At 70.2% G+C, this 24,699-nt stretch carries 23 protein-coding genes; 17 read left to right on the forward strand and 6 right to left on the reverse strand.

Going from position 1 to position 24,699, the window contains the following annotated elements:
* The first annotated feature begins 28 nt into the window (after nucleotides 1-28).
* A complete protein-coding gene (locus OG587_RS07335; RefSeq protein WP_329088062.1) occupies nucleotides 29-1,108 on the forward strand; it encodes an inositol-3-phosphate synthase in 1,080 nt (359 codons plus the stop codon).
* A gap of 343 nt (nucleotides 1,109-1,451) precedes the next feature.
* Here the strand turns inward: OG587_RS07335 and OG587_RS07340 are convergent, their stop codons facing one another.
* On the reverse strand, nucleotides 1,452-1,925 hold the full coding sequence (locus tag OG587_RS07340; protein ID WP_329088064.1) for an NUDIX domain-containing protein: 474 nt from the start codon (nucleotides 1,923-1,925) through the stop codon (nucleotides 1,452-1,454).
* A 149-nt stretch (nucleotides 1,926-2,074) separates the two neighbouring features.
* Between OG587_RS07340 and OG587_RS07345 the strand changes: the two genes are divergently transcribed.
* Complete coding sequence (locus OG587_RS07345) at nucleotides 2,075-2,737, forward strand: HAD family hydrolase (protein WP_329088066.1); 663 nt, start codon at nucleotides 2,075-2,077, stop codon at nucleotides 2,735-2,737.
* 144 nt (nucleotides 2,738-2,881) lie between these two features.
* Here the strand turns inward: OG587_RS07345 and OG587_RS07350 are convergent, their stop codons facing one another.
* Nucleotides 2,882-4,111, reverse strand: a complete 1,230-nt coding sequence (locus OG587_RS07350; RefSeq protein ID WP_329088068.1) for a hypothetical protein — start codon at nucleotides 4,109-4,111, stop codon at nucleotides 2,882-2,884.
* Nucleotides 4,112-4,285: 174 nt separating this feature from the next.
* On the opposite strand from OG587_RS07350, the gene OG587_RS07355 reads away from it, so the two are divergent.
* From OG587_RS07355 to OG587_RS07370, 4 genes are all read left to right on the forward strand, one after another.
* On the forward strand, nucleotides 4,286-4,936 hold the full coding sequence (locus OG587_RS07355; RefSeq protein ID WP_329088070.1) for a hypothetical protein: 651 nt from the start codon (nucleotides 4,286-4,288) through the stop codon (nucleotides 4,934-4,936).
* Nucleotides 4,933-5,352: a hypothetical protein gene (locus OG587_RS07360; RefSeq protein ID WP_329088072.1), complete on the forward strand. Its 420-nt coding sequence runs from the start codon at nucleotides 4,933-4,935 to the stop codon at nucleotides 5,350-5,352. The genes OG587_RS07355 and OG587_RS07360 overlap by 4 nt, the downstream gene beginning before the upstream one ends.
* Nucleotides 5,353-5,366: 14 nt before the next feature.
* Nucleotides 5,367-5,696 carry a hypothetical protein gene (locus OG587_RS07365; RefSeq protein ID WP_329088074.1) on the forward strand — a complete coding sequence of 110 codons (330 nt, stop codon included), beginning with the start codon at nucleotides 5,367-5,369 and terminating at the stop codon, nucleotides 5,694-5,696.
* A gap of 150 nt (nucleotides 5,697-5,846) precedes the next feature.
* A complete protein-coding gene (locus tag OG587_RS07370; RefSeq protein ID WP_329088076.1) occupies nucleotides 5,847-6,170 on the forward strand; it encodes a hypothetical protein in 324 nt (107 codons plus the stop codon).
* Nucleotides 6,171-6,291: 121 nt separating this feature from the next.
* On the opposite strand, the gene idi is transcribed toward OG587_RS07370, so the two are convergent.
* A complete protein-coding gene (gene idi, locus OG587_RS07375; protein ID WP_329088077.1) occupies nucleotides 6,292-6,873 on the reverse strand; it encodes an isopentenyl-diphosphate Delta-isomerase in 582 nt (193 codons plus the stop codon).
* Nucleotides 6,874-7,008: 135 nt separating this feature from the next.
* Between idi and OG587_RS07380 the strand changes: the two genes are divergently transcribed.
* A complete protein-coding gene (locus OG587_RS07380) occupies nucleotides 7,009-8,307 on the forward strand; it encodes an MFS transporter (RefSeq protein ID WP_329088079.1) in 1,299 nt (432 codons plus the stop codon).
* A 167-nt stretch (nucleotides 8,308-8,474) separates the two neighbouring features.
* Here the strand turns inward: OG587_RS07380 and OG587_RS07385 are convergent, their stop codons facing one another.
* Nucleotides 8,475-9,803, reverse strand: coding sequence for an adenosylmethionine--8-amino-7-oxononanoate transaminase (locus tag OG587_RS07385; RefSeq protein ID WP_443075499.1), 1,329 nt, complete (start codon nucleotides 9,801-9,803; stop codon nucleotides 8,475-8,477).
* Complete coding sequence (locus OG587_RS07390) at nucleotides 9,745-11,214, reverse strand: CCA tRNA nucleotidyltransferase (RefSeq protein WP_329088081.1); 1,470 nt, start codon at nucleotides 11,212-11,214, stop codon at nucleotides 9,745-9,747. The genes OG587_RS07385 and OG587_RS07390 overlap by 59 nt, the downstream gene beginning before the upstream one ends.
* A 159-nt stretch (nucleotides 11,215-11,373) precedes the next feature.
* Between OG587_RS07390 and OG587_RS07395 the strand changes: the two genes are divergently transcribed.
* The 8 genes from OG587_RS07395 to trxA all read left to right on the forward strand — a co-directional run bounded on the left by OG587_RS07395 (nucleotide 11,374) and on the right by trxA (nucleotide 20,858).
* On the forward strand, nucleotides 11,374-11,895 hold the full coding sequence (locus OG587_RS07395; protein ID WP_329088084.1) for an aminoacyl-tRNA deacylase: 522 nt from the start codon (nucleotides 11,374-11,376) through the stop codon (nucleotides 11,893-11,895).
* A 46-nt stretch (nucleotides 11,896-11,941) separates the two neighbouring features.
* The gene (locus OG587_RS07400; protein WP_329088085.1) at nucleotides 11,942-14,065 is read left to right on the forward strand and encodes a DUF6049 family protein; all 2,124 of its coding nucleotides are present in this window, start codon (nucleotides 11,942-11,944) and stop codon (nucleotides 14,063-14,065) included.
* A gap of 37 nt (nucleotides 14,066-14,102) precedes the next feature.
* Nucleotides 14,103-15,707 (forward strand): murein biosynthesis integral membrane protein MurJ, encoded by a 1,605-nt coding sequence (gene murJ, locus OG587_RS07405; protein WP_329088087.1) that lies wholly within the window; start codon nucleotides 14,103-14,105, stop codon nucleotides 15,705-15,707.
* 195 nt (nucleotides 15,708-15,902) lie between these two features.
* Nucleotides 15,903-17,426 carry a protein kinase family protein gene (locus tag OG587_RS07410; protein WP_329088089.1) on the forward strand — a complete coding sequence of 508 codons (1,524 nt, stop codon included), beginning with the start codon at nucleotides 15,903-15,905 and terminating at the stop codon, nucleotides 17,424-17,426.
* A 114-nt stretch (nucleotides 17,427-17,540) separates the two neighbouring features.
* Entirely contained in the window at nucleotides 17,541-18,188 is a 648-nt protein-coding gene (gene sigM, locus OG587_RS07415) for an RNA polymerase sigma factor SigM (RefSeq protein ID WP_329088091.1), read from the forward strand.
* Nucleotides 18,178-19,095, forward strand: a complete 918-nt coding sequence (locus OG587_RS07420; RefSeq protein WP_329088092.1) for a zf-HC2 domain-containing protein — start codon at nucleotides 18,178-18,180, stop codon at nucleotides 19,093-19,095. Before sigM ends, OG587_RS07420 begins: the two co-directional genes overlap by 11 nt.
* A gap of 252 nt (nucleotides 19,096-19,347) precedes the next feature.
* On the forward strand, nucleotides 19,348-20,280 hold the full coding sequence (gene trxB, locus OG587_RS07425) for a thioredoxin-disulfide reductase (RefSeq protein WP_329088093.1): 933 nt from the start codon (nucleotides 19,348-19,350) through the stop codon (nucleotides 20,278-20,280).
* Between the two features lie 254 nt (nucleotides 20,281-20,534).
* Nucleotides 20,535-20,858 (forward strand): thioredoxin, encoded by a 324-nt coding sequence (trxA, locus tag OG587_RS07430; protein ID WP_329088095.1) that lies wholly within the window; start codon nucleotides 20,535-20,537, stop codon nucleotides 20,856-20,858.
* Between the two features lie 244 nt (nucleotides 20,859-21,102).
* On the opposite strand, the gene OG587_RS07435 is transcribed toward trxA, so the two are convergent.
* A complete protein-coding gene (locus OG587_RS07435) occupies nucleotides 21,103-21,723 on the reverse strand; it encodes a GNAT family N-acetyltransferase (protein WP_326646217.1) in 621 nt (206 codons plus the stop codon).
* A 299-nt stretch (nucleotides 21,724-22,022) separates the two neighbouring features.
* On the opposite strand from OG587_RS07435, the gene OG587_RS07440 reads away from it, so the two are divergent.
* Together OG587_RS07440 and OG587_RS07445 are read left to right on the forward strand one after the other, a co-directional pair.
* Nucleotides 22,023-23,255 (forward strand): aminotransferase-like domain-containing protein, encoded by a 1,233-nt coding sequence (locus OG587_RS07440; RefSeq protein WP_329093781.1) that lies wholly within the window; start codon nucleotides 22,023-22,025, stop codon nucleotides 23,253-23,255.
* Nucleotides 23,256-23,451: 196 nt separating this feature from the next.
* Nucleotides 23,452-24,405, forward strand: a complete 954-nt coding sequence (locus tag OG587_RS07445; RefSeq protein WP_329088100.1) for a D-alanine--D-alanine ligase family protein — start codon at nucleotides 23,452-23,454, stop codon at nucleotides 24,403-24,405.
* The last annotated feature ends 294 nt before the right edge of the window (nucleotides 24,406-24,699 follow it).

Below are 24,699 nucleotides of genomic sequence, written 5' to 3' on the forward strand. Positions count from 1 at the left end.
ACTGAGAGAACAAAGGGGAGCGAGTGCCATGGGTTCGGTGCGCGTAGCCATTGTCGGTGTAGGCAACTGTGCCACGTCGCTCATTCAGGGCGTGCACTACTACCGGGACGCCGACCCCGGTGCCCGGGTGCCGGGCCTGATGCACGTCAAGTTCGGCGACTACCACGTCGGCGACGTGGAGTTCGTCGCGGCGTTCGACGTGGACGCCAAGAAGGTCGGGCGTGACCTGTCCGAGGCGATCGTGGCCTCGGAGAACAACACGATCAAGATCTGCGACGTGCCGCCGCTCGGCATCACGGTGCAGCGTGGCCCCACCTTCGACGGCCTCGGCGAGTACTACCGGGAGATGGTCGAGGAGTCCGACGAGACGCCGGTCGACGTCGTCCAGGTCCTCAAGGACAGCAAGGTGGACGTCCTCGTCTCCTACCTGCCGGTGGGCTCGGAGGAGGCCGACCGCTTCTACGCCCAGTGCGCCCTCGACGCGAAGGTCGCGTTCGTCAACGCGCTGCCGGTGTTCATCGCCTCCGACCCCACGTGGGCCCAGAAGTTCGTCGACGCCGGGGTCCCGATCGTCGGCGACGACATCAAGTCGCAGGTCGGGGCGACCATCACGCACCGCGTGATGGCCAAGCTGTTCGAGGACCGCGGTGTCGAGCTGCTCCGCACCTACCAGCTGAACTTCGGCGGCAACATGGACTTCATGAACATGCTGGAGCGCAAGCGCCTGCAGTCCAAGAAGATCTCCAAGACCCAGTCGGTCACCTCGCAGATCCCGCACGAGATGCAGAAGGCCGACGTGCACATCGGCCCGTCGGACCACGTGCCGTGGCTCGACGACCGCAAGTGGGCGTACGTGCGCCTGGAGGGCAGGTCCTTCGGCGACACTCCCCTCAACCTGGAGTACAAGCTGGAGGTCTGGGACTCCCCCAACTCCGCCGGCATCATCATCGACGCGGTACGCGCCGCCAAGATCGCTCTTGACCGGGGCATCGCCGGGCCGATCCTGTCCGCCTCCTCGTACTTCATGAAGTCACCGCCGGAGCAGTACTCCGACGACGAGGCACGCGACTACGTGGAGAAGTTCATCCGCGGCGAGGTCGAGCGCTAACCCGTCGGCGTCGAGCGGTGAACGGCGAGAGCCCCCGGACCACACGGTCCGGGGGCTCGCCCTTCTGGCGGTCGTCGCGACATCCCGGCTCGGGGAGTACGACGGACTTCGGGATCCGCTCCCTTCAGGGGCGGAAGGAACTGACCGCGGAGCGGGAGGGATACGTCCGAAGTTGTGAGACGTGCCGGATCGTCGGGATCGGCGGGCGTACCGGCAAGCGGTGACGCAACGGCCGGGCGCGAACGAGGCCGACAAGAAGGGGGTACCGCCACTCGCAGGAAGATGAGCACGTCCACATCGCCGACCGGATGCGGAAGAAGGTATCGATGTGGCGCCGGATCGTTCAACCGAGGAACGGCTGAACGCGAGACTCGTCGAGAGCGTGACCGATGCGCAGTCGCTGCGTGGGGTGCATGTCGAGTGCGTCGAGTTCCGCGGGAGACACCCACCGTACTTCGCTCGCCTCGTCCGTCGCGTGAGCCGTGCCCGACACCGGCCGGGCGCGGAGGCAGACGTTGAACTGCTGGCGGACCTCGCCGTCACTGTAGGCGATCACGTGCTGAGGGTCGCTGTAAATACCGACGACGCTGGTGATCTCCACGGTCACGCCGGTCTCCTCGCGGACCTCGCGGGCCACGGCGTCGGCGATGGTCTCACCCAGGTCCATCACTCCGCCGGGCAGGGCCCACAGCCCGCTGTCGCGTCGGCGGTGCAAAAGAACACGCCCCAAGTCGTCGATCACTACCGCGGAACCTCCGGGCACGACGGAGTTCGGTGCGGGGGCGTTGGGATCGTTGTAGTAGTCGGTTCGGGTCATGCCCGATCGCCTACCCGGTGGTCACGGTGTCCAGCCGCCGGGTCGTGCCCCAGATCTGGCCGGAGCGCGGCGGCTCCCTTCCCAGGCGTGCGCCGCCGTGACCACGAGCGGACTGGCCGACGCACCTGGAGCCCCAATAGGCTCCTGTCATGATCCGCGCTGTGGTCTTCGACGTCGGCGAGTGCCTCGTGGACGAAAGCCGCGAGTACGGCACCTGGGCCGACTGGCTCAACGTCCCCCGCCACACCTTCAGCGCCGTCTTCGGCGCGACCATCGCCCGCGGCCTCGACTACCGCGAGACGTTCCAGGTGTTCCGGCCTGGCTTCGACCTCCACAAGGAGCGCGAGAAGCGCGCCGCCGCCGGGCAGCCGGAGACCTTCAACGAGGAGGACCTGTACGCCGACGTACGGCCGGCCCTTGCCGCCCTGCGCGGCGATGGGCTCTGGCTCGGGATCGCAGGCAATCAGACCGTCCGCGCGGGCCGGATCCTGCGCGAGCTGTTCACGCCGGATGTCGACCTCATCGGCACCTCCGACGACTGGGGGGCCTCCAAGCCGGATCCGGAGTTCTTCAAGCGGGTCGCCGAAGTCGTCCCCTTTGAGGCACACGAGATCCTGTACGTCGGCGACCGCCTGGACAACGACGTCCTCCCGGCAATTGCAGCCGGGATGCGCGCCGCGCTGATCCGGCGCGGCCCATGGGGGGTAATCCAGCAGGCCGACCCGGACGCCGATCGCGTGCCTTCGCTACGTATCGACTCCCTGGCCGAGTTGCTGGACAAGGTGCGCGCGTTCAACGCTGCAGCGCGATGAGGGTCGTACGCCACTCGTACAGCTGATCATCCAGTTGTGTGACGCAGTCGAGATCGTTCCACTGCTCCAGGGCTCGCCGCACCTCATGGATTCGCTCCATGTCCGTCGGTCAACTGACCAGCGAGGCGTCGCCGTTCGTGGACTTCACGAGGAAGCCAGCATGCAACGTAGATCCTGAGCGGAGTCCGCGAGCGTCGATGTCGGGCCCGTCCCAGCACGCTCGATGCGGTCGGTGACGCGAAGCAGCAGGTTGGCCGTACGTGCGGAACCGACCTCACTCGCCTGCCCCATCACATCTACGATGACCGGCTCGGCCTCACGCCACGCCTGCGCGTGCACAAGGGCATTGAGCAGCTGGGCGGCGTACTGGTATCGGGAACGTCCCCGGACGGATCGCCCGACGAAGGCCTCTGCGATCGGGGCGACAGCCTGCCGCCACTCGCCCAGCTCCGCGTGAGCCATGCCCTCGTGCCAGGACAGCTCGGCCTCGTCCATCCACCATGTCCAGTAGGGATCGCGCGCACTGATGCTTTCAGTGAGGGCGGACCGCGCCCGCTGAAGCGCATCGAATCCTCGCGCCTTATCGCCCATGGTGGCGAGCGCACGTCCGCGCCGCACATCGAATATCGCCGCCACGCGAGGGGGAAGGCCACCGTTGGTGAGTACATCGTCGGCGATGCGCAGCGCCTCGTGCGGGCGACGCCGATACAAGGACAGCATCGACAGGTGACCCAGCTCGAACAGCTCCATACCGCGATCTCCAGCGAGGCGGGAGAGCATCAACGCCTCCTGGATGATCTGGCGCGAGGCATCCTGACGATCGGCGTCGTACGCCATCCAGGCGGCGACCTCTCCGGCCTCTCCGGCGACGGCTTCCAGATCTCGCTCGATTCCGGCCGTGAAGTTTCCCTCGGCGAGCTTGGCACTGGCGGTTCGGAAAACCCGCAGAGAAAGAGGGAAGACCTCGTTTCCACCATGCGCGCCGTCCAGCGCGACGAGTGCCTGAATGGTTTGCCGGAGCATCGTCACGTAATCCATGTCGGCAGGTCGGCCGTTCACAGCGAACGAATTAAGGACACTCATGTCGCCCAGTGTTGAACTATTCAAAACATGCGGGGCATTGTCATCGAACAAGACCGCTTCGTCGAGGCCGAAGACCAGCGCGAGCAACTGCGGGTAGGGGGAGCGAGGCCGGGCCCTGCCGGTCTCCCAGTCCCTGAGCATCCGGGTCAGAGATTCCCTGCCCGGTATGCGGATACCGGCATGCTCACGAGCCGCCTCGGTGAGGCGTCGGGCCACCTCCTTCTGCGTCCAGCATTCGCCATGGCGTGCGGCCTTCAAGCGCGCGGCCCAGGTCGGCAAACCCATGATCACCTCGCGGACGTAGGAGGACTCCGCTTTCCTCCTCCATCCTCCTCTACCGGATAGCGAATGCGCCGCGTTCTGATGGATCCGTCGTGTCGGTGACATGGCATCCATAAAAGGCGGAGCCCGCCACGGCATTGCGCGCCGGGACGGGCCCCTTGATCAGGAAGGCACTCCTGACCCGTGAACAACCCTAATGCTCCGGTTCTCGACCGAACCACAGAGAGCGGCTGCGCCTGCTTCGCCGAGGCCCCGCCCCTGCCGATGGGCTGCGCCGACTGCGGACACGCCCCCTACGCCCACGGCTGCCCCGGCCAGGTCGCCGGCCACGAGTACGCGCAGCCGACCGGCGCGCTGATGGCCGGGCGCCTCGACGCGCGCCGCCGCCTCGGACTCGGCCGCACCCTGCCGACCTTCGAGCCCGCCCGTGAGATCCCGGCGCAGCCGATTCCGCTGGTGCCCGCGCCCCGCCAGGCCGAACCCGAAGCGACGCCGCGCACCCGACCCGCCGGACGCACCGACACCCGCCGCCCGGCAACCCCCGCCGCCCGCCCGTACCGGCCGGTAGAGACGCGGGAGAGCCGCGCGGTCCGCCTGGCGCTCGCCCGCGATCCCCTCGCCCACCGCCGGGCCCGCACCGTCGCCCGCGTACACGAACACGGCGCCCCGCCTCCGGGCACCGTCCTCTCGAACCTCTCGAACGCCCGGCCGCCGCTCTCCCTCCTCGACCACCAGACCCTCCGGCCGGGGCCCGCCGTCGCCCCCGGCCGGGGCCGCTCCCCGGACGCCCCTCCAGCACGACGGCACGAGCCCCGGCGGGAGGTCGCGGCATGAACGCGATCCCACCGCAGGATGACCCCATGAGCAGGCGCGGCGGCGTGTCTCCTTCCCAAACATGCGCCGCCGCGCCGTCGGCCGACACCGAGAGCCAGGCCGTCGCGCGGGCCAAGGAGCTGACCCTCGTACTCAGCGAGGTGTACGGCATCTCGTCCGACGTCCACACGCTGCGCTCCGGCAACGCCGTCGTGTCCCTCCATCACGGGCTCCTGGCCTACACCGACGGCGAGAGGTTCTGGTGGACCGGTCCCAGGCTCAGCGACTCCGGCGCATCCGTGCTCAGCTCCGAGCTGACGCTGTCCGCCGCCGCCGAACAACTCGCCGGGCACTACGCGATCCTGCGCGGCAGGAGCCTCACCGCCATGCCGCCGCTCGCCGACGAATTCATGACCGATCACGCAGGACCGGTCTGAGGAAGGAGGCAGTCGTGATCCCATCGCCTGGCGCACCGGCAGGCGACCGGCTCGGCGCGGCCACCTGGCGGCCCGGCGCCATCACCGCCCTGCGGCACCTGCGCACGGCTTTGCACGACCACCGGATCTACCCGGCGATCTCCTACGACGAGGGGCAGCCGCGCCTCGTCATCAGCGCCGACCTGACCGTGTGGGCCGACCGCGAGGGCGGGTTCTTCTCGTGGGGAGCCGTCCACATGGAGGAGCCCGCCGAGTCCGCTCGGGCCGACGACGTGCCGAGGGTCGCACGTCAGATCGCCCAGCGACTCGGCGAGCACTACACCGAGCCGACCACGGCCCCATGAGCGGCGCGGCGGCGCGGCGAGTGGCCTCCCGCGCCGTCGCGCTCACCCTCCCCGCAGGCGGTGGTGCGCGAGCAGGGACCGAGGCGGGGCGAGACGCGGGGGGCCGGGAGTCGTCGCCAGGCTCCCCGCATCCCCAGAGAGGAGCTCCGGATGCCAACCACCCCCGACGCCCCGGGCAGTGATCTGGACGCCCGAGGTGAATGGACCTGCCCCGGCATCAGCCCGCACCCCGTACGCGTCGCCCCGGGCCGCCGGGCGCTCGGTTGGGAGGCGTTGGCACCGGGACCGTACCGCGTGCTGGAGCACACGTGCGCCTGCCGGGCGGTCTACTTCGAGCTGATCGCCTGCGGCGGCACCTACATGATCCACAGGGTGATCCAGGGCAGGCCGACAGAGCACGCCTTCGCCGGGCGGTGGACGCACCGCGAGGCCCGCGAGATATGGCTCCGGCTGCTGACCGGGCAGGCACGGTAGCCGACATCCGGACACGCGGAAAGGCGCCGGGCCGAGGGGCTCGCCGTGGAATGGCCGACGGTGTGAGAGACCCTCACACCGCCGGGACGGGAGATCACCGCTTCGGCGGGCGGCGGGTGGGTCAGCGGGCGGCGGGCGGCAGGTCGGCGGGATCGGCGGCCCGCCAGGCGAGCGGGTCGGCGCCGAGCTCGGCCAGCTGGGGGACCTGCTCGCGGCACCATGGGGAGATCGCCAGACGGTCGCCGAGCACCCCGTCGGTGAACTCCTTCCACGGCATCCAGCGCACGTCGTCGACCTCGTCGGGGTTGGGCGTGGCCTCCGCGGTCACGAGCACCCGGTAGACCGGGCACAGCTCCCGCTCGACGGTGCCGTTGTCCATGACCGCGCGGTAGGAGAAGCGTGGCAGGAGGAGATCGACCTGGCCGGCCGCGAGGCCGAGCTCGTGGGAGAGCCTGCGGGTCACCGCCCCGGGGAGCGGCTCGCCGGGCAGGGGGTGGCCACAGCAGCTGTTGGTCCACACCCCCGGCCAGGTGATCTTGTGCAGTGCGCGGCGGGAGAGGAGGACCCGCCCCTGCTCGTCGAACACGTAACTGGAGAAGGCCAGGTGGAGGGGAGTGTCGAGACCGTGCACCGTGGCCTTGGCCGCCGTGCCGATCGCGTTTCCCTCGGTGTCGACGAGCACAACGTGTTCATCAGGTGTCACTCGACCGAGGGTACGTGATCATGTCGGTTTACCGCGCCCCCTAAGCGATACGTAGGCAAAGGTGGTAAATGCCCGTCTACCTAATCAGGGATGTTCCCGATGCCCGCCCAGGGTGGCTGCACATAGGCTGAGCGCGTGTCATTTGTATCCGATCTACGCGTGGTCCTGGAAGGTCGGGACTTCCGGAGGCTGTACGCGACCCGCCTGGTCTCGCAGTTCTCCGACGGGATCTTCCAGTTCGGCGTGGCCGGATTCGCGTTCTTCAGCCCGGAGCAGAGCACCAGCGCGGTGGAGATCGCCGCCGGGCTGGCCGTGCTGCTGCTCCCCTACTCGATCCTGGGCCCCTTCGTCGGGGTGTTCATCGACCGCTGGTCACGACGGCAGATCCTGGTCATCGCGCCGCTGGTCCGCGGGGCGCTGCTGCTCGTGGCGGCGGCGCTCGTCGCCGCGGACGCCCCCGACGCGGTCTTCTACGCCGCCGCACTCGGCGTGCTCGGGGTGAACCGGTTCTTCCTGGCCGCGCTGGGGGCCTCGCTCCCGCACGTCGTGCCGGCCGACCGGCTGATGGTGGCCAACGCGGTCACCCCCACCTCGGGCACCGTGCTCACCTTCGTGGGCATCGGCGCCGGCTACCTGCTGCGGGCGGTCTTCGGTTCCGGTCACCCGGGCACGGCGGTGCTGCTGGTCGTCTCCGGGCTCGTCTTCGGGCTCAGCGCGCTCATCGCCAGGACCATGGGCAGGCAGCTGCTCGGCCCCGCCGACGACCCCGACCGGCCGCAGGCCCGCAAGGCCGTACGCCACGTGCTGACCGGCCTGGCCGACGGCGCGCGGCACCTCGCCCGGCACCGGGCCGCCGCGGCGGCGATGGGCGCGATGGCCACCCACCGGTTCATGTACGGCATGTGCACGGCGATGCTCGTACTGCTGTCGCGCTACTACTTCGCCGAGAACGCCGAGGACGCGCTGAACGCGGTCTCCATCGTGGTCGCCACCTCGGGGGTCGGCTACTTCCTGGCCATCCTGGTCACGCCGTGGGCCACCGAGCGCTTCGGCATCGAGCGGTGGGTCCCGGCCATGCTGATCACCGCCGGAGCGCTGACGCTGGCGCTCTGCGCGCCGTTCCAGCAGTGGGGGTTCGCGGCCGCGGGCTTCGTCCTCGGCATCGCCGGGCAGAGCATCAAGATCTGCGCCGACACCGCCGTCCAGCGGGACCTCCAGGACGCCTACCTCGGCCGGGCCTTCTCCATCTACGACATGCTCTTCAACGGCAGCTACGTGCTGGCCGCGACCCTGGCCGCGGCGCTGCTCCCGCCGGACGGCAGGTCGCTGCTCGTGCTGGTGGTCATCGCCGCCGGATACGTCGTGGGCGCGGTGATCTACCGGATCGTCACGCCGACCAGAGTCGTCGAGCCGCTGCCGTCATCGCCGTCGTGACCCTCACAGTCGTCGAGCCGCTGCCCTCGTCGCCGTCGTGACCCTCACAGTCGTCGAGCCGCTGCCCTCGTCGCCGTCGTGACCCTCACAGTCGTCGAGCCGCTGCCGTCATCGCCGTCGTGACCCTCACAGTCGTCGAGCCGCTGCCGTCATCGCCGTCGTGACCCTCACAGTGATCGAGCCGCTGCCGTCATCGCCGTCGTGACCCTCTCCAGGTCGCCGTCGCCGATCGAGTAGGGCGGCATCGCGTAGATCAGCCGTCCGAACGGGCGGAGCCAGACGCCGTGCCGCATGACGAGGTCCTGGACGGCGGGGACGTCGACGGGCTCGCGAGCCTCGATCACCCCGATCGCGCCGAGGACCCGCACGTCCCTCACCCCGGGCACCCCCGAGGCCCCGGCCAGGCCCGCGAGGAGGCCGGCCTCGATCCGGCCGGCCTCCTCGCGCCACGGGCGCTCCCGCAGGAGTTCCAGGGAGGCGTTCGCGACGGCCGCGGCCAGCGGGTTGCCCATGAAGGTCGGCCCGTGCGCCAGCACGCCGACGCCCTCGGCCACCCGATCGGTGCACAGCGTCGCGGCCATCGACAGGTAGCCGCCGGTCAGGGCCTTGCCCAGGCACATGATGTCGGGCCTGATCCCGGCGTGGTCGCAGCCGAACAGCTCCCCGGTCCTGCCGAACCCGGTGGCGATCTCGTCGGCGATCAGCAGGACGCCGTGCTCGTCGGCCAGCTCGCGGAGCAGCCGCAGGTAGGCCGGGTGGTAGAAGTGCATGCCGCCCGCCCCCTGGACGACGGGTTCCACGATGATCGCGGCCAGCTCGCGGGCGTGCCGGGCGACCAGGTCCGCCAGCCGGGTCGCGTAGCCCTCGTCGTACTCGCGCGGCGGCCGGTCGGCGAACACGTGTTCGGGCAGCACGCCGGAGAACAGGTGGTGCATGCCGTTGACCGGGTCGCAGACCGACATCGCCCCGAAGGTGTCGCCGTGGTAGCCGCCCCTGACCGTGAGCAGCCGTCCCCTGCCGGTGAACTGGAACGCCATCTTGATCGCGACCTCGACGGCGACCGACCCCGAGTCGGCGAGAAACACCTTCGGCAGCCCGGTCATCGCGGCGAGCGTGGCGGCCAGCCGCACGGCGGGCTCGTGGGTGAGCCCGCCGAACATGACGTGCGCCATGTCCTCCAGCTGTTCCTTCAGCGCCCGGTTGAGCCGGGGGTGGTTGTAGCCGTGGATGGCCGCCCACCAGGACGACATGCCGTCGACCAGCTCGCGCCCGTCGGCGAGCGTCAGCCGCACCCCGTCCGCGCGGGAGACCACGTGTGGCGCCACCGGCTGGGGCGTGGCCGCGTAGGGGTGCCACACGTGCTCACGGTCGAGCAGGGCGATCTCGGCCGCCTCATCGAGGCGGCCGGGGCTGCCGGGACCGTCAAGGCCGTCCAGATCAGGAGAGCCGTTCAGAGTCCACCTCGCCGCCCACCTTCTCGTCGGCCTTGTCGGCATCGCCCGCCTTGTCGGCGCCGCCCGCCCCGTTCGCCCGCGCCCACTCGCGGAGGGCGTCCGCGGCGGCCTCCTTGCCGAGGACGCCCCGGTCGAGGCGCATCTCCAGCAGGAACCTGTAGGCGCGGCCCACGAGGGGGCCCGGCGGGACGCCGAGGAGCTCCTGGATCTCGTTGCCGTCGAGCTCGGGACGGATCTTGCCGAGCTCCTCCTCCTCGGCCAGCCGGGAGATGCGCTCCTCCAGCTGGTCGTAGGTCTGTGACAGGGCCTGGGCCTTGCGCCGGTTGCGGGTGGTGCAGTCGGCGCGGGTCAGCCTGTGCAGGCGCTCCAGCAGGTGTCCGGCGTCGCGGACGTAGCGGCGTACGGCCGAGTCGGTCCACTCGCCCGTGCCGTACCCGTGGAAGCGCAGGTGCAGCTCCACCAGGCGGGAGACGTCGGCCACCACGTCCTTGGAAAACTTCAGCTCCGCCATGCGCTTCTTAGTGAGCTGGGCGCCGACCACCTCGTGGTGGTGGAAGGAGACCCGGCCGCCGGGCTCGTGGCGGCGGGTCTTCGGCTTGCCCACGTCGTGCAGGAGCGCGGCCCAGCGCAGGATCCGGTCGGGGCCGTTCTCCTCCAGGTCGATCGCCTGCTCCAGCACGATCAGCGAGTGCTCGTAGACGTCCTTGTGCCGGTGGTGCTCGTCGATCTCCAGACGAAGCTTGGGCAGTTCGGGCAGCACGTGGTCGGCGAGCCCGGAGTCGACGAGGAGCCGCAGGCCCGCGCGGGGGTGGTCGCCGCCGATGAGCTTGTCCAGCTCGTCGCGGATGCGCTCGGCGGAGACGATGTCGATCCTGTCGGCCATCGCGCCCATCGCGGCGAGCGCCGCCGGGTCGACGGTGAAGCCGAGCTGGCTGGCGAACCTGGCGGCGCGGAGCATCCGCAGCGGGTCGTCGCCGAAGGAGCGCTCGGGGGGGCCGGGGGTGCGCAGCACCTTCGCGTGCAGGTCGTCGAGGCCGCCGTGCGGGTCGACGAACTCGCGGGACGGCAGCCGCAGCGCCATCGCGTTGACCGCGAAGTCGCGCCGGGCCAGGTCGCCCTCCAGCGTGTCGCCGTAGGCCACGTCGGGCTTGCGCGACTTGGGGTCGTACGACTCGCTGCGATAGGTGGTGATCTCCAGCAGCCACCCGCCCTTGCGGACGCCGACGGTGCCGAAGTCGATGCCGATCGTCCAGATGGAGTCGGCCCAGTCGCGGACGAGCTCCAGGACCGTCTCGGGCCTCGCGTCCGTGGTCAGGTCGAGATCGTTGCCGATCCTGCCCAGGAAGACGTCGCGTACGGAGCCGCCGACGAGGGCGATCTGGTATCCCCTGGCGGCGAAAAGCTCGCCGAGCTCGTCCGCCACGGGTGCGATCTTCCGGAACAACTCGCTCATGCCGTGGCGCTGGCTCTGGGTCAGATTTGAAAGGGACAAGCCGGGTAGGTCCTTCGGTTACGGAACATGTTCCCCTGCGGGGATACACCTGAAGCGATCACCAGGTTACGGTCGGTCAGGGAACCTCGGGGACTGTGCGTCGAGGCAAGGAGCACACACATGAAGGATGCGCTCGCGATCCACCGCTGGCTCCTCGCACACCAGGTCCATCATGAGATCGTACGCCTTCCGCGCGCGATGACATGCTCGGACGAACTCCCCGAGGTGCTGTCGGCGAGTCCCGAGATCTGCGTGGGAGTCACGGTCTTCGAGGTCACGACGCGGATCGGCCGCGAGCCCGTGGCGGTCGTCACCTCCGTCGGATCCCCGCCCCGCCCCGGCGTGATCGGCGGCATCCTGGGGGCCCGGCGGGTCAGGCCGGCCTCGGCCTTCACCGTCAACTCCGCCACCGACTACGCCTCCGGCCTGGTCTGCCCGCTGCTGCTGCCCGCCACGCTCACCGTGCTGGTGGACGAGCGGCTCACCCGCAGCGCCACACCCGTTTACGTACCCACCGGAGAGCGCCGGACGGCACTCCTGATCCGTGCCGACCATCTGCTCACACTGGTATCAGGAAAGATCGTCAACCTGACCCGGCAGGGCTCCCGCGGGGAACCGGCGACCTTTCCCCTCGCCGGTTAGGCCATAGCATTACCGGCGTGCGCCGTACTCGACCCCTGGCCGGCACGTGATCCACAAAGCCGCGCTGCTCGCCCTGCTCGCCACCACGCTGCTCGTACCCGCGGCCGTGGTCGTTCCGGGTACGGCGAACGCCCGGACGGCCTCGGTGAGCCGGGCGGGCCTCCAGGTCGTGCTGGAGGCGATCGGCCCCGACGCCCCCCGTGACCCGACCACCGAGATCAAGCTGTCCGGTTCCCTGGTCAACTCGGGCACCGAGCCCCTGAACGGGCTGCGCATCCGGATGCACTTCTCGCCCCAGCCGTTCGCCAGGCGCACCGACCTGGAGACCTACCTGGCCGGGCAGGGCCCCCAGCTCTCGTGGTGCTGCGAGAGTTTCCTCCAGGCGCCGATCGCCGCCTCGGGCAAGCTGCCGTGGGAGTTCTCCTTCACGCCGCAGGAGCGGGGGTTCTCCCGCTTCGGCGTCTACCCGGTCATGGTCGAGGTGCGCGACGCCTACGGGGAGCAGGTCGCCACCATGCGAACCATGGTGACCTACATGCCCAGGGAGACCAAGGTGGCCCGCACCCGGCTCGCCACGGTGCTGCCCATCGTCGACCAGCCGCGCCGGTCCGGCGACACCACCTTCGCCGACGAGGGCCTGCCCGCGGCCATGGCCCCCGGCAAGCGCCTGGGCGACCTGCTCAAGATCGCCCAGGACACCTCGTCCGCCAAGGGCCTCACCTGGGTGGTCGACCCCGCCCTGCTCGACGACGCGCGGGCCATGGGCAGGCCGCACACGGTCAGGGTCAAGGACCGCGCCCAGGAGCGCCCCGCGACCCCCGAGACCGCCCAGTGGCTGAGCGACTTCCGCGAGGCCGTCGCCGACCACCCGGTGGTGGCCACCCCGTACGGCGACCCCGACGTGGCGGCCCTCGCCCACAACGGCGTCGACGACGCCACCGGGACCGGGATCGCCGCCGCCGCGATCGTCGCCAGGGAGACCCTCGGCCGCGACGTGATCACCAACGTGAACTGGCCGGTGGGCGGCCTGATCGACTACGACGGGCTGGACCTGCTGGCCACCGGCGGCGTCAACACCGTGCTGCTGAACGTGCTGAACCTGCCGCCGGTGACGACGCCCCCGGTCACCACCCCCGACGCCTCGGCGACCCTGGAGAGCGTGAACGGCCCGCTCACCGCCCTGGTCGCCGACGCGGTGCTGAGCGAGACCGTCGGCGCCGACACCTCCGCCCCCGGCGCGGCGCTGACGAACCGCCAGCGGTTCATCGCGGAGACCGCGATGATCAGCTCGGAGCCCGTCACCACCGCCAGAACGGTGATCGCCGTCCCGCACCGCCGCTGGGACCCCGACCCCGAGTACGTCACCGACCTGGTCGAGACGGCCGCCACCCTGCCCTGGCTGGCACCCGTCACGCTCGACGCGGTCAAGCGCGGCAAGGGCGTCCCGGTCCCCCGGGCCGGACTGACCTACACCGACCAGGACCGGAAGCTGGAGCTCGCCAAGCAGTACCTGACGGGTGTCAAGAGAGTCGGCGCCCGCGCGGACCTGACCGCCGCGATCACCACCGCCCAGGACCTCGACGTCTTCGACCTGGCGCTGCTGCGCCTGACCTCCTCGGCGTGGCGGGGCAGAACCGGCGGCGCGGCACCGTACGTCCAGCAGGTCGCCGAGGCGATCGACGGCCGGATCGCCAAGGTCAACATCACCGGCAGCGAGCAGTCGCGGCTGCGCACCCTGGCCGGCAGCAACGGCGACGTGCCGATCAGCGTGCGCAACGAGCTGAGCGGCGAGGCGAGCCGGATCGCGGTCCGGCTCAAGGTGACCTCCGACCAGCCCGATCTGCTCAAGATCGAGCCGTACGAGGACAAGCTGGAGATCCTCGGCGGCCAGAACCAGACCATCCGGATCCCGATGACCTCCACGGCCAGCGGCCAGACGACCGTGACGGTCCAGCTCACCACCGACGACGAACGCAACTACGGCAAGCCGGTCGAGCTGACCGTGCGGACCACCGGCTACACCGGGGTCGCCCTGGTGATCGTGGGGGCCGCCCTCGTGGTGATGCTGGCCGCCGTCGTCCTGCGCGTCCTGCGCCGCAGGGGAGGCCGCCGCCCCGCGGCCGCCCCGCCGCCGAAGCGCGAGCGCGAACCCGCCGGCACCGAGTCCTGAGCGCCTGGCGCTCCCAGCACCTAGCGAAGGAAAGCGCATGAGCAGGGTCCTGCGCGCGAGCGCGATCATGGCTGCGGGAACGATGGTCTCCCGCGTCACCGGCTTCGTCCGGACGGCGGTGCTCGCGGCGGCCATCGGAACCTTCGCGCTGGGCGACGCCTACAACGTGGCGTACACGATCCCGTTCATCCTGTTCGACTCCCTCCTCGGCGGGATCCTGAGCAGCGTCGTGGTGCCGATGATCATCCGGCGGCAGCGGAGCGACCCCGACGGGGGCCGAGCCTACGAGCAGCGGCTGATGACGCTCGGGGTGCTCGCGCTGACGGTGATCGCGGTGGTCTCGGTCCTGCTGGCCAAGCCGCTGATCGGTCTGTACAGCACCGACTGGGGCCCTCGGCAGACCGAGGTGGCGGTCAGGCTGGCCCAGTACATCCTGCCGATGATCGCCTTCTTCGGGATCGGCGCGATCGCCGGGGCGATCCTCAACACCCGGGACAGGTTCGCCGCCCCGATGTGGGCGCCCGTGCTCAACAACATCGTGATGATCGCCGTCGCCGTCGTCTACTACCTGAAGCTGGGCGGCGCGGGCACGGACGTCGACACGATCACCGACGCCGATCTGGCCCTGCTCGGGCTCGGCACCACCGCCGGCATCGTGGCGCAGTGCGTGGTGCTGGTCATCGCGCTCCACCGGGTCGGCTTCCGCTTCCGGCCCCGGTTCGACCTGCGCAACGCCGGGCTCGGCGAGATGGGCCGCACCGCGGTCTGGACCTTCGCCTACGTCGGGATCGGCCAGATCACCTTTCTGATCACCACCAGGCTCGCGACCGGCGCGGGCCAGCGGGCACCCGGCGCGGGTAACGCCGCCTATGCCTACGCCTACCAGCTCTTCCAGCTCCCGTACGGGATCATCGCGGTCTCGGTGATCACCGCGATGCTGCCCAGGATGAGCCGGGGGGTGGCCGACGGGCAACTCGACACGGTCCGTGAGGAGTTCTCCTCGGGGGTGCGGCTGGTGTCGGTGCTGCTGGTGCCCGCCGGGCTGCTGCTGATGGTGCTCGGCCCCGCGGTGACCGTGCTGGTCTTCTCGTGGGGCAACATGACCGTCGACTCGGCGGTCTACATCGGCAACGTGCTCCAGGTCTTCGGGCTGGCGCTGGTGCCGTTCTCGATCTTCCAGCTGCTGCTGCGGGTCTTCTACTCCTTCGGCGACACCCGCACCCCGGTGTTCCTCGCCCTCGGCAACCTGGCGGTGAACGCCACGCTCAGCCTCGTGGCCTACTACACCCTGCCCGCCCGGTACATCGTGATGGGCCTGGCCTCCGCGTTCACCGTCGCCTACGTGGTCGGCGCCGCGGCCGCCTGGATCCTGGCCGCGCGCCGCGTGGGGGGCCTGGCGGGGCGCAGGGTGGCCGCAGGGCTGTCCCGGATGTACCTGGCCGCGCTCCCGGCGGCGGCGCTCGCGCTCGGCGTGCTGTGGCTCACCCAGGAGCTCACCGGGCTGGACGCGCTGAGCGCCGCCATCATGCTGGCGGCGGGCGGCGGACTCGGTATGGTTCTTTACTTGGCGATCGCCCACCGGATGCGCATCCCCGAGGTGAGTTCGATCGTTGGAATGGTGGCAGGACGGGTAGGCCGGTAACCCAAAGACTTGTCTCAAACGTCTGACAAGACGAACACGGGCGGAACCGGCGCGGGACTACCATGGTGCGACGCGTGTGGTGACATGCGGCTAATGGAAGCAGGAGGGCGTGGGCGGATCCACCCAGCATCATGTGATGTGTCTTGATGTGCTGACCGGGCATGGTGCTGTCGTGTTCTCAGGTACGGGGTCCTCGTGAGTTCCCCCGCCGTCGAGCCCGGCACCAAGCTGGCCGAGCGCTTCCGGCTCGAAGACCGTGTCCACGAGTCGGGCGGGGCCACCCTGTGGAAGGCCATCGACGAGGTGCTCGCCAGACCCGTCGCCGTCCACACCTTCGACCCCGACTTCCCCCGCCTGAACGAGGTCGTCACGGCGGCCAGGGTGGCCAGCCGGCTGACCGACCCCCGCCTCACCCAGGTCTTTGACGCGACCGAGGACGACGGCCACTCCTACGTCGTCAGCGAGTGGGTGAGCGGCGAATCCTTCAGCGACATGATCGCGGGCGGCCCGCTCGACCCCGAGCGGGCCGCCGCGATGGTCGCCGAGGCCGCGGAGGCGCTGGCCCACGCGCACGAGGCGAACCTCGCCCACCTCTGCCTCACCCCCGAGCACCTGGTGTGGACGGCGGGCAGCACGGTCAAACTGCTCGGCCTGGGAGTCGACGCCGTCCTGGACGACGTGACGAGCGACGACCCCGCCCGCGAGGACGCCGAGGGCCTCGGCCGCCTGCTGTACGCCGGGCTGACCGGCCACTGGCCGGGGGACGAGCAGGACAGCGGCGGCCTGCCCGTCGCGCCCATGGGCGACGGGCACTTCTGCACGCCACGCCAGGTCATCGCGGGCGTTCCCGGCTACCTGGACGCCATCGTCTGCCGGGCGATGCTGCCGGAGACCCGGCGCGGGCTCGACCCGCTGACCACGCCCGCCGAGGTCGCCGAGGCCCTGGCCTCGGTGTCGCGGCCCAGTCCCCTGCCGATGCCGACGCCGATGCCCATGACGGCGCTGCCGGTGGCGGCCTCGCGCTCCGAGGGCATCGACACCGCGGCGCCCCAGCGCCACACGCCCCCTCCCCAGCAGACCCAGCACCAGCACCGCCCGATGCCCCAGCAGGCGGGCGGCATGGTCAACAAGGTCGCCATGACCGTCGTCGTGCTGCTGGTGATGGTGGCCGTCGGCCTGGGCGCCTGGACCCTCGGCCGCAGCATCGGCAATGCCGGCACCCCGACGGCCGGCGAGGAGAGCACCACGCCCACGCCGACCGTGGAAGCCGCCCCCCGGGAGGTGAAGCCCTCCTCGGTGACCGGCTTCGACCCGCTGAGCACCGACAGGGAGGAGCGCGGCGAGCTGGCCGGCTACGCCGTCGACGGCAAGGAGTCCACCGACTGGCACTCCGAGTCGTACGACTCCGCCGACTTCGGGCGGCTCAAGACGGGTGTGGGCCTGCTGCTGGACATGGGCAAGAGCATCCCGGTCAAACAGGTCTCGATCGAGTTCGGCGGCACCTCGGGCGGCACCGCGGAGCTCAGGGTCGGCGACTCGGCGGAGCTCGAAGCCCTGGACGTGGTCGAGAAGTTCAGCGGGCTCTCGGGCAAGAAGACGTTCACCGCGGAAACCCCGAAAAAGGGTCGCTACGTGCTCGTCTGGTTCACCAAGATGCCCACCTACCAGGGAAAGTACCGCGGGCAGGTGCTGGACATGAAGGTCCTCGCGACCAAGTGACACCGGTGCGATTTGATCTGTTTTACATGGCTTCTTGCAGATCATCGGAGAATCCGTGGCACCATCTATCCCGTAGAGGTGTTCTCCCCGGATCGGTATAGCAGGACTCTCCTTGTGAATTCCCCACCCGAGACCCCGCCAGCGGCGGACGAGCAGACGGCGAAGGCCCCCGTGTCCGACGCCGACCTGCTCACCCGGCACATCGCCGGGGATCCGCACGCCTTCAGTGAAATAGTCAAGCGACATCGAGACCGCATGTGGGCGGTCGCCCTGCGCACGCTGGGCGATCCCGACGAGGCGGCCGACGCCGTTCAGGACGCCTTCGTCTCGGCCTACCGCAAGGCCGGGAGTTTCCGCGGCGAGGCGGCCGTGACCACGTGGCTGCACCGCATCGTGGTCAACGCATGCCTCGACCGCATGCGCAGGAAATCTGTGCGCCCGGTGGCCGACGACGAGCTCGTCGAGGCCGCGGAGCGCGAAACCCCGGTGCTCGACCAGACGGCCGAGCGCGAGGTGTCCATGGAGGTTTCGGCGGCCCTGAAGCTGCTGCCCTCCGACCAGCGCGCCGCGCTGGTGCTCGTGGACATGATGGGCTACTCGGTCGAGGACGCGGCCCAGGTGCTGGAGGTACCGAGCGGCACGGTGAAGAGCCGATGCGCGCGCGGACGGGCGAAACTCGCCCCGATTCTTTCCCATTTACGGAACCGATCAGACCTGTCTCGCGTCTCATCCGCGAAGGGAGCAGAACTTCGTGACGGGTGATACGCACTACGACCTGGAGATCTTGGCCGAACTGGCCGAGGGGCTCCTCGACGCCGCCACGGCCATGCGGGTACGCGAGCATCTCGCGATCTGCGATCCCTGTGGCGAGAGCCTCGCCGACCTCGCAGCGGTCCGTGAGGTCCTGGCGGCGACCCCCACACCGGCGATGCCGATGGGAGTCGCGCTGAGGATCGACCGCGCGCTGGCCGCCGAGGCCGAGAGCTTCCGTGGAGGTGGAGTGGGCCTGGTGGAAGCACCGGCCTGGGACGACATAATGCGCGACGCGCCGTGGGAGACGTCCTCTCCCGCAGAACCGGCGCCATGGGAGACGACCCCCCAGAGGGCCCCGCTCCCCGAACAGGAGCCCGAGCTTGAGCCCGCCGTGCGGCTGGGGGTCGTCGGCGACGACGGCACCGTGGTCCCGGTGGTCCCGGCCAGGCGGCGCGGCGCGAACCGGCGGCGCCGGTGGGCGATGCCCGCCGCGGCGGCGGGCGTGGCGGCGGCGGTGATCGGCGCGACCGTGCTGGCGACCGGGACGCTGTCGGCGTCCGGGCCCGACCGCCTGCCCACGATCGCGCAGCCCGCGCCGGCGGACACGATCCAGTACACGCTGACCGACAGCAACTGGAACTACACCGACGCCGAGCTCCGCGGCTCGCTGCTCGGCTACATCGGCCCTGGGACCATCGTCGGAACGACCGACAACTCCAGGATCGACAAGTGTGTCCGGCAGGTCTCGGCGCAGGTCGGCAAGTCGCCCTTCGCCGTGGACCAGGGGTTCTACAACGGGCAGGAGGCCAACATCCTGCTCTTCTGGCAGAACCAGGCCAAGAACACGGTGCGCGTCCACGTCGTGGGCCCGCAGTGTGACGACGTGCGCAAGCCAGACTTCGCAAGCTGGGAGTGACCGGGACGAAGTGGCCCCGGATGACCTCGACAGGCCATCCGGGGCGACCGGTGGTGAGACACCCGGGGTGATCGGTGGCGGGTAATCCGCTCCCAAAGCCCTCGTCCTTTTTCGTGGGTGCCCGGCATGGATTCGTCCGTGCCGGGCTTTCCCGTTCCACCGGTGGATCCGTCACCGCGCCGGGCGGGAATCACCGGCGCCTAGGATCTGTTGACGCCGGTGGCATCGACAGAGGGAGAGGCGCGAGCGCAGATGGACGTCCGGAATGTGATCATCATCGGATCGGGTCCCGCCGGTTACACATCGGCGGTGTACTCCGCGCGTGCCGACCTCAACCCGCTGGTCTTCGAGGGGTCGGTCACCGCGGGTGGCGCTCTGATGAACACCACCGAGGTGGAGAACTTCCCCGGTTTCCCCGACGGGATCATGGGCCCGGACCTGATGGACGGGCTGCGTAAGCAGGCCGAGCGGTTCGGCGCCGAGCTGGTCGCCGACGACGTGCTCGAGGTCGACCTGGCCGCCACCCCCAAGGTCGTCAAGACCGCCACCGACACCTACTACGCCAGGTCCGTCATCCTGGCCACCGGGTCGGGCTACCGCGAGCTGGGCGTGCCGAACGAGAAGCGGCTGTCGGGACACGGCGTGTCCTGGTGTGCCACCTGTGACGGGTTCTTCTTCCGCGGCCAGGACATCGTGGTCGTCGGCGGCGGCGACACCGCGATGGAGGAGGCGACCTTCCTGACCCGGTTCGCGGCGTCGGTGACGGTCGTGCACCGTCGGGACGAGCTGCGCGCCAGCAAGATCATGCGGGATCGGGCGTTCGCCAACGAGAAGATCCGCTTCCTGTGGGACAGCGAGGTCGTCGACGTGCTGGGCGAGAGCAAGGTGAGCGGGGTGCGGGTACGCAACCTCAAGACCGGCGCGGAGAGCGAGCTGGCGGCCACCGGCCTGTTCATCGCGATCGGGCACGACCCCCGCACCGAGCTGGTCAAGGGCCAGGTGGAGCTGGACGACGAGGGTTACATCAAGGTGGACGCGCCCTCGACCCGCACCAACCTGGACGGCGTCTTCGCCGCGGGCGACGTCGTCGACCACACCTACCGTCAGGCGATCACCGCCGCGGGCACCGGCTGCGCCGCCTCGCTCGACTCCGAGCGCTGGCTGGCCGAGCACGAGAGCGCGTGACGACCGGCGGGTGACGGCGAGCGGGATCGCCGCCCGACAGGGCGGGCCTCAAGGGCCCAAGCGCCTCAAGCGCCGTCACACGCCGTCACACGCCGCCGGACACAGCTGGACACGGCGTCGGCACGCCGTCGGACGACAGCGCGTCAGACGCGCACCGGACGCGCACCCGGTGAGCGCCGGGTGCGCACCCATCGGCACCGTCATCGGGTAACAGTCCTCAGGCAAGTCTTCAGGCAAGAGGGAGAGCAGGAACCTTGGGCACCATCAAGCACGTGACCGACGCCAGCTTCGAGGCCGACGTCCTCAAGAGCGACAAGCCCGTCATCGTCGACTTCTGGGCCGAGTGGTGCGGCCCGTGCCGCCAGGTCGCGCCCATCCTGGAGGAGATCGCCGGCGAGAACGCCGAGAAGCTCACCGTCGTCAAGCTCAACGTCGACGAGAATCCGGCAACGGCGACAAACTACGGCGTACTCCAGATTCCTACTTTGAACGTCTATAAGAACGGAGAGGTTGTGAAGCAGATCATCGGCGCCAAGCCGAAGGCCATGCTGCTTCGCGAGCTTGAGGGCATCATTTAGGCCCCCTGCGGTCGGCCGCCCCCCACGGCGTCCGCCCGTATCACCCGCTTCCGAGCGGCACACCCACCCACTGAAGGCCCCCCGTCTCACCGCGGGGGGCTTTCACATGCGCGGGGCTTCCCCGCCGTGCGCCGGGCGGGCTCACCGGGTCCCCGGAAGCGGGCTCACGGCCCCCGGAGGACGCGTTCGGCTCCGGGGAGGGCCCGTTCGACCCCAGAGCGTGGCGTACGGGCTCCAGAGGGTCTCAGACGGGCCGCAGTGCCCTCTCGGGACTCATCGACCCGAGGAGCCTCTCCAGTGCCACCTCGACGTCCTCACGCCACGAGACGGCGTTCTTGAGCTCCAGGCGGAGGCGGGGGAAGCGCAGGTGCGGACGTACCGTCTTGAAACCCACGGAGAGCAGGTAGTCGGCGGGCATCAGGCACGCGCCCGGCTGCTCCCACTTCAGGTCGCCGAACGCCTCGATCGCCCGCACCCCGCGCCGGGTCAGGTCCTTTGCCACGCCCTGGACCAGCATCCGGCCCAGGCCGCCCCCGGAGAACTCCGGGATGATGTGCGCGGTCATCAGCAGCACCGCGTCCGCGCTGACCGGGGAGGTCGGGAAGGCCACCGAGCGCGGCACGTAGTGGGGCGGCGCGTAGAGCACGAATCCGGCCGCCACCCCGTCCACATAGACGATCTTGCCGCAGCTTCCCCACTCCAGCAGGGTCGAGGAGATCCAGGCCTCCTTCTCAAGTCCCGGATCACCGGCCTTCACGGCCCGGTCCGCGTTGACGGGATCGAGCTCCCAGAAGACGCACCGGCGGCAGCGGCGCGGCAGGTCGTCGAGATTGTCGAGGGTGACGTTTGCCAGCCGACGCGACACCTGTTGGCCCCAATCCTGGCGAGACGAGTGCAAGCCATGGCGAAAAACGCGCGAAAACGGCGTCTCCAGCTGGCATCGTAGCCCAGTGCGGGTCTTGGTTTCAGGAGGTCCCGTCCCCACACGCAGACGACTACAGCCCCTGACGTACCCTGGTTTCTCTGGTATGAGCGCTTTTGTGCTCCACACAACCTAGGAGGTGGACCGTGCCCCAGGACAACGATCACGGTCAGACCATCGCCCCGACCCAAGGGTCGCGCATCGACGCCTACGTCGACCGTTACGCGGCACGGGCAACCGGGATGGTCGCCTCCGAGGTGCGAGCTCTCTTCTCCGTCGCGTCGAGGCCCGAGGTGGTCTCGCTCGCCGGCGGCATGCCGTACGTCACCGCCCTCCCCCTGGACGTGGTGGGAGAGCTGGTCGCCGACCTGATCGCCAAACGCGGCCCCGTCGCGCTCCAGTACGGCTCGGGACAGGGCGACCCGCACCTGCGCGAGCAGATCTGCGACGTCATGCGGATGGAGGGGATCGAGGCCAACTCGGACGATGTCGTCGTGACCGTCGGCTCCCAGCAGGCCCTCGACCTGATCACCCGGATCTTCATCGACCCGGGTGACGTCGTGCTCGCCGAGGGACCCTCCTACGTCGGAGCCCTGGGCACCTTCTCCGCCTACCAGGCCAAGGTCATCCATATCGCGATGGACAGCGAGGGCATCGTCCCCGAGTCGCTGGCCCAGACCATCTACGCCCTGAAGAGCGCGGGCAACCGGATCAAGTTCCTCTACACGATCCCCACCTTCCAGAACCCCGCGGGCGTGACGCTCAGCGTCGCGCGCAGGCAGCAGGTTTTGGAGATCTGCCAGCGGGCCGACGTGCTGATCGTCGAGGACAACCCGTACGGCATGCTCGGCTTCGACGGCGAGCCCATGCGGACGCTGCGCGCCGACAACGCCGACGGCGTCGTCTACCTCGGCTCGTTCTCCAAGACCCTGGCCCCCGGTTTCCGGGTCGGCTGGGCCCTCGCCCCGCACGCCATCCGCGAGAAACTGGTGCTGGCGATGGAGTCCGCGGTCCTGTCGCACTCCTCCTTCACCCAGCTGGCCGTCGGCCAGTATCTCGCCACCCAGCCCTGGCGCGAGCAGATCAAGTCGTTCAGGGAGCTCTACCGCGAGCGCCGCGACACCATGCTCTCCTCGCTGGAGGCCCTGATGCCCGACGGCGTCACCTGGACCCGCCCCGGTGGCGGGTTCTTTGTTTGGGCCACCCTCCCCGAGGGGCTCGACTCCAAGGCGCTCCTGCCCCGCGCGGTCGCGGAGCGGGTGGCCTTCGTACCGGGCACCGGTTTCTTCGCCGACGGCGGCGGCGCGCGGCACATGCGGCTCTCCTACTGCTATCCCGAGCCCGACCGCATCCGCGAGGGCGTCCGCCGCCTGGCCGGGGTGATCGGGCAGGAGCTCCGTGTCCGCGACACCTTCGGGACCGGCTCGCCCGCCGAACGCGCCGGTATCGACACCCCGGGCCCCGACCTCGCGTAACCCCGCCACGTCCCGCCCCCCGGCAGGTGTCCCGTGCCACGGGGCACCTCCGGCATGAGCTCCTCCCTCCGGTGCCGTACGGTGACTTCCTGCGCCGGTGCGCGGTGATCGATCCTGATCCGTCGGGACAACCGGGCCGCGCGTGACGAGAGCGACAGGACAGGCTCGGAGCGGGCCTTGACGAGAGGTATGTCGGATGAGTGACCTGGGCCATGTGCTCGTCCTGGCGGGCGGGCTCTCCTACGAGCGGGAGGTCTCGCTGCGTTCGGGCCGGCGGGTGAGCGAGGTGCTGCGGGCGGCGGGGGTCTCCGTGGAGACCCGGGACACCGACGCGACACTGGTTCCCTCCGTGCTCGCGGACCCGCCGGACGCGGTCTTCGTCACCCTTCACGGCGGAGCGGGCGAGGACGGCGCCATCCGCTCGGTCCTCGAACTCCTCTCCGTCCCGTACGTCGGCGCCGGCCCCGACGCCTGCCGGGTCGCCTACGACAAGCCCACCGCCAAGACCGTCGTCCGCTCCGTCGGGCTGCGCACCCCCGAGTCGGTGACGCTGCCCAAGGAGACCTTCCACGACCTCGGCGCCTCCGCGGTGCTGGCCCGCATCGTGGACCGCCTCGGCCTTCCCCTGTTCGTCAAGCCGTCCCGCGGCGGCTCGGCGCTCGGCGCGTCGATCGTCCGCAGCGCCGAGGAGTTCCCCGCCGCCATGGTCGGCTGCTTCGCCTACGGTGACACCGCGCTGATCGAGCGCTGTGTCGAAGGGGTCGAGGTCGCCGTCTCCGTGGTCGACCTCGGGAGCGGGCCGGTGGCACTGCCCCCCGTGGAGATCGTCGCCAACGAGGGCGTGTACGACTACGCGGCCCGCTACACCGCCGGGCACACCGAGTTCTTCGCCCCGGCACGCCTCTCGCCCGAGGCGTCGGCGGCCTGCGCCGAGATGGCCGTGACCGCGCACACGGCCCTCGGCCTCAGGGACATCTCCCGTACCGACCTGATCGTCGACGCGGACGGCCTGCCCCACTTCCTCGAAGTGAACGTCGCCCCGGGGATGACCGAGACGTCCCTCCTCCCCATGGCCGCGGAGGCCGCCGGGGACGACCTCGGCACCCTCTGCCGGGTCCTCCTGGAACAGGCCGCCATCCGCGGGGCCTGACCCCCGCCCGGCTCTCCCGCGAGGGCCGCACCGGTGGACGGGAGCGGCCTTCCCGTACGGGAACCGGGTCGGCGAGGTGATCCCCGTGGACGGATCGGGCCCGTATCGAATCGCCGAACGGGCCGGACAGGGGTCGGCTTTCCCGGTATGGGGACCGAGCCGACGAGCGAGGCGATCCACGGTGGACGGATCGGGCCCATGCCGAGTCGAGTCGCCGAACGGGCCCGATCAAGGCCGGCCTTCCCGTACGGGAACCGAGCCGGCGAACGAGGACGATTCCGGTGGACGGACCGG

The organism is Streptosporangium sp. NBC_01469 (assembly GCF_036227305.1).
GTDB lineage: Bacteria > Actinomycetota > Actinomycetes > Streptosporangiales > Streptosporangiaceae > Streptosporangium.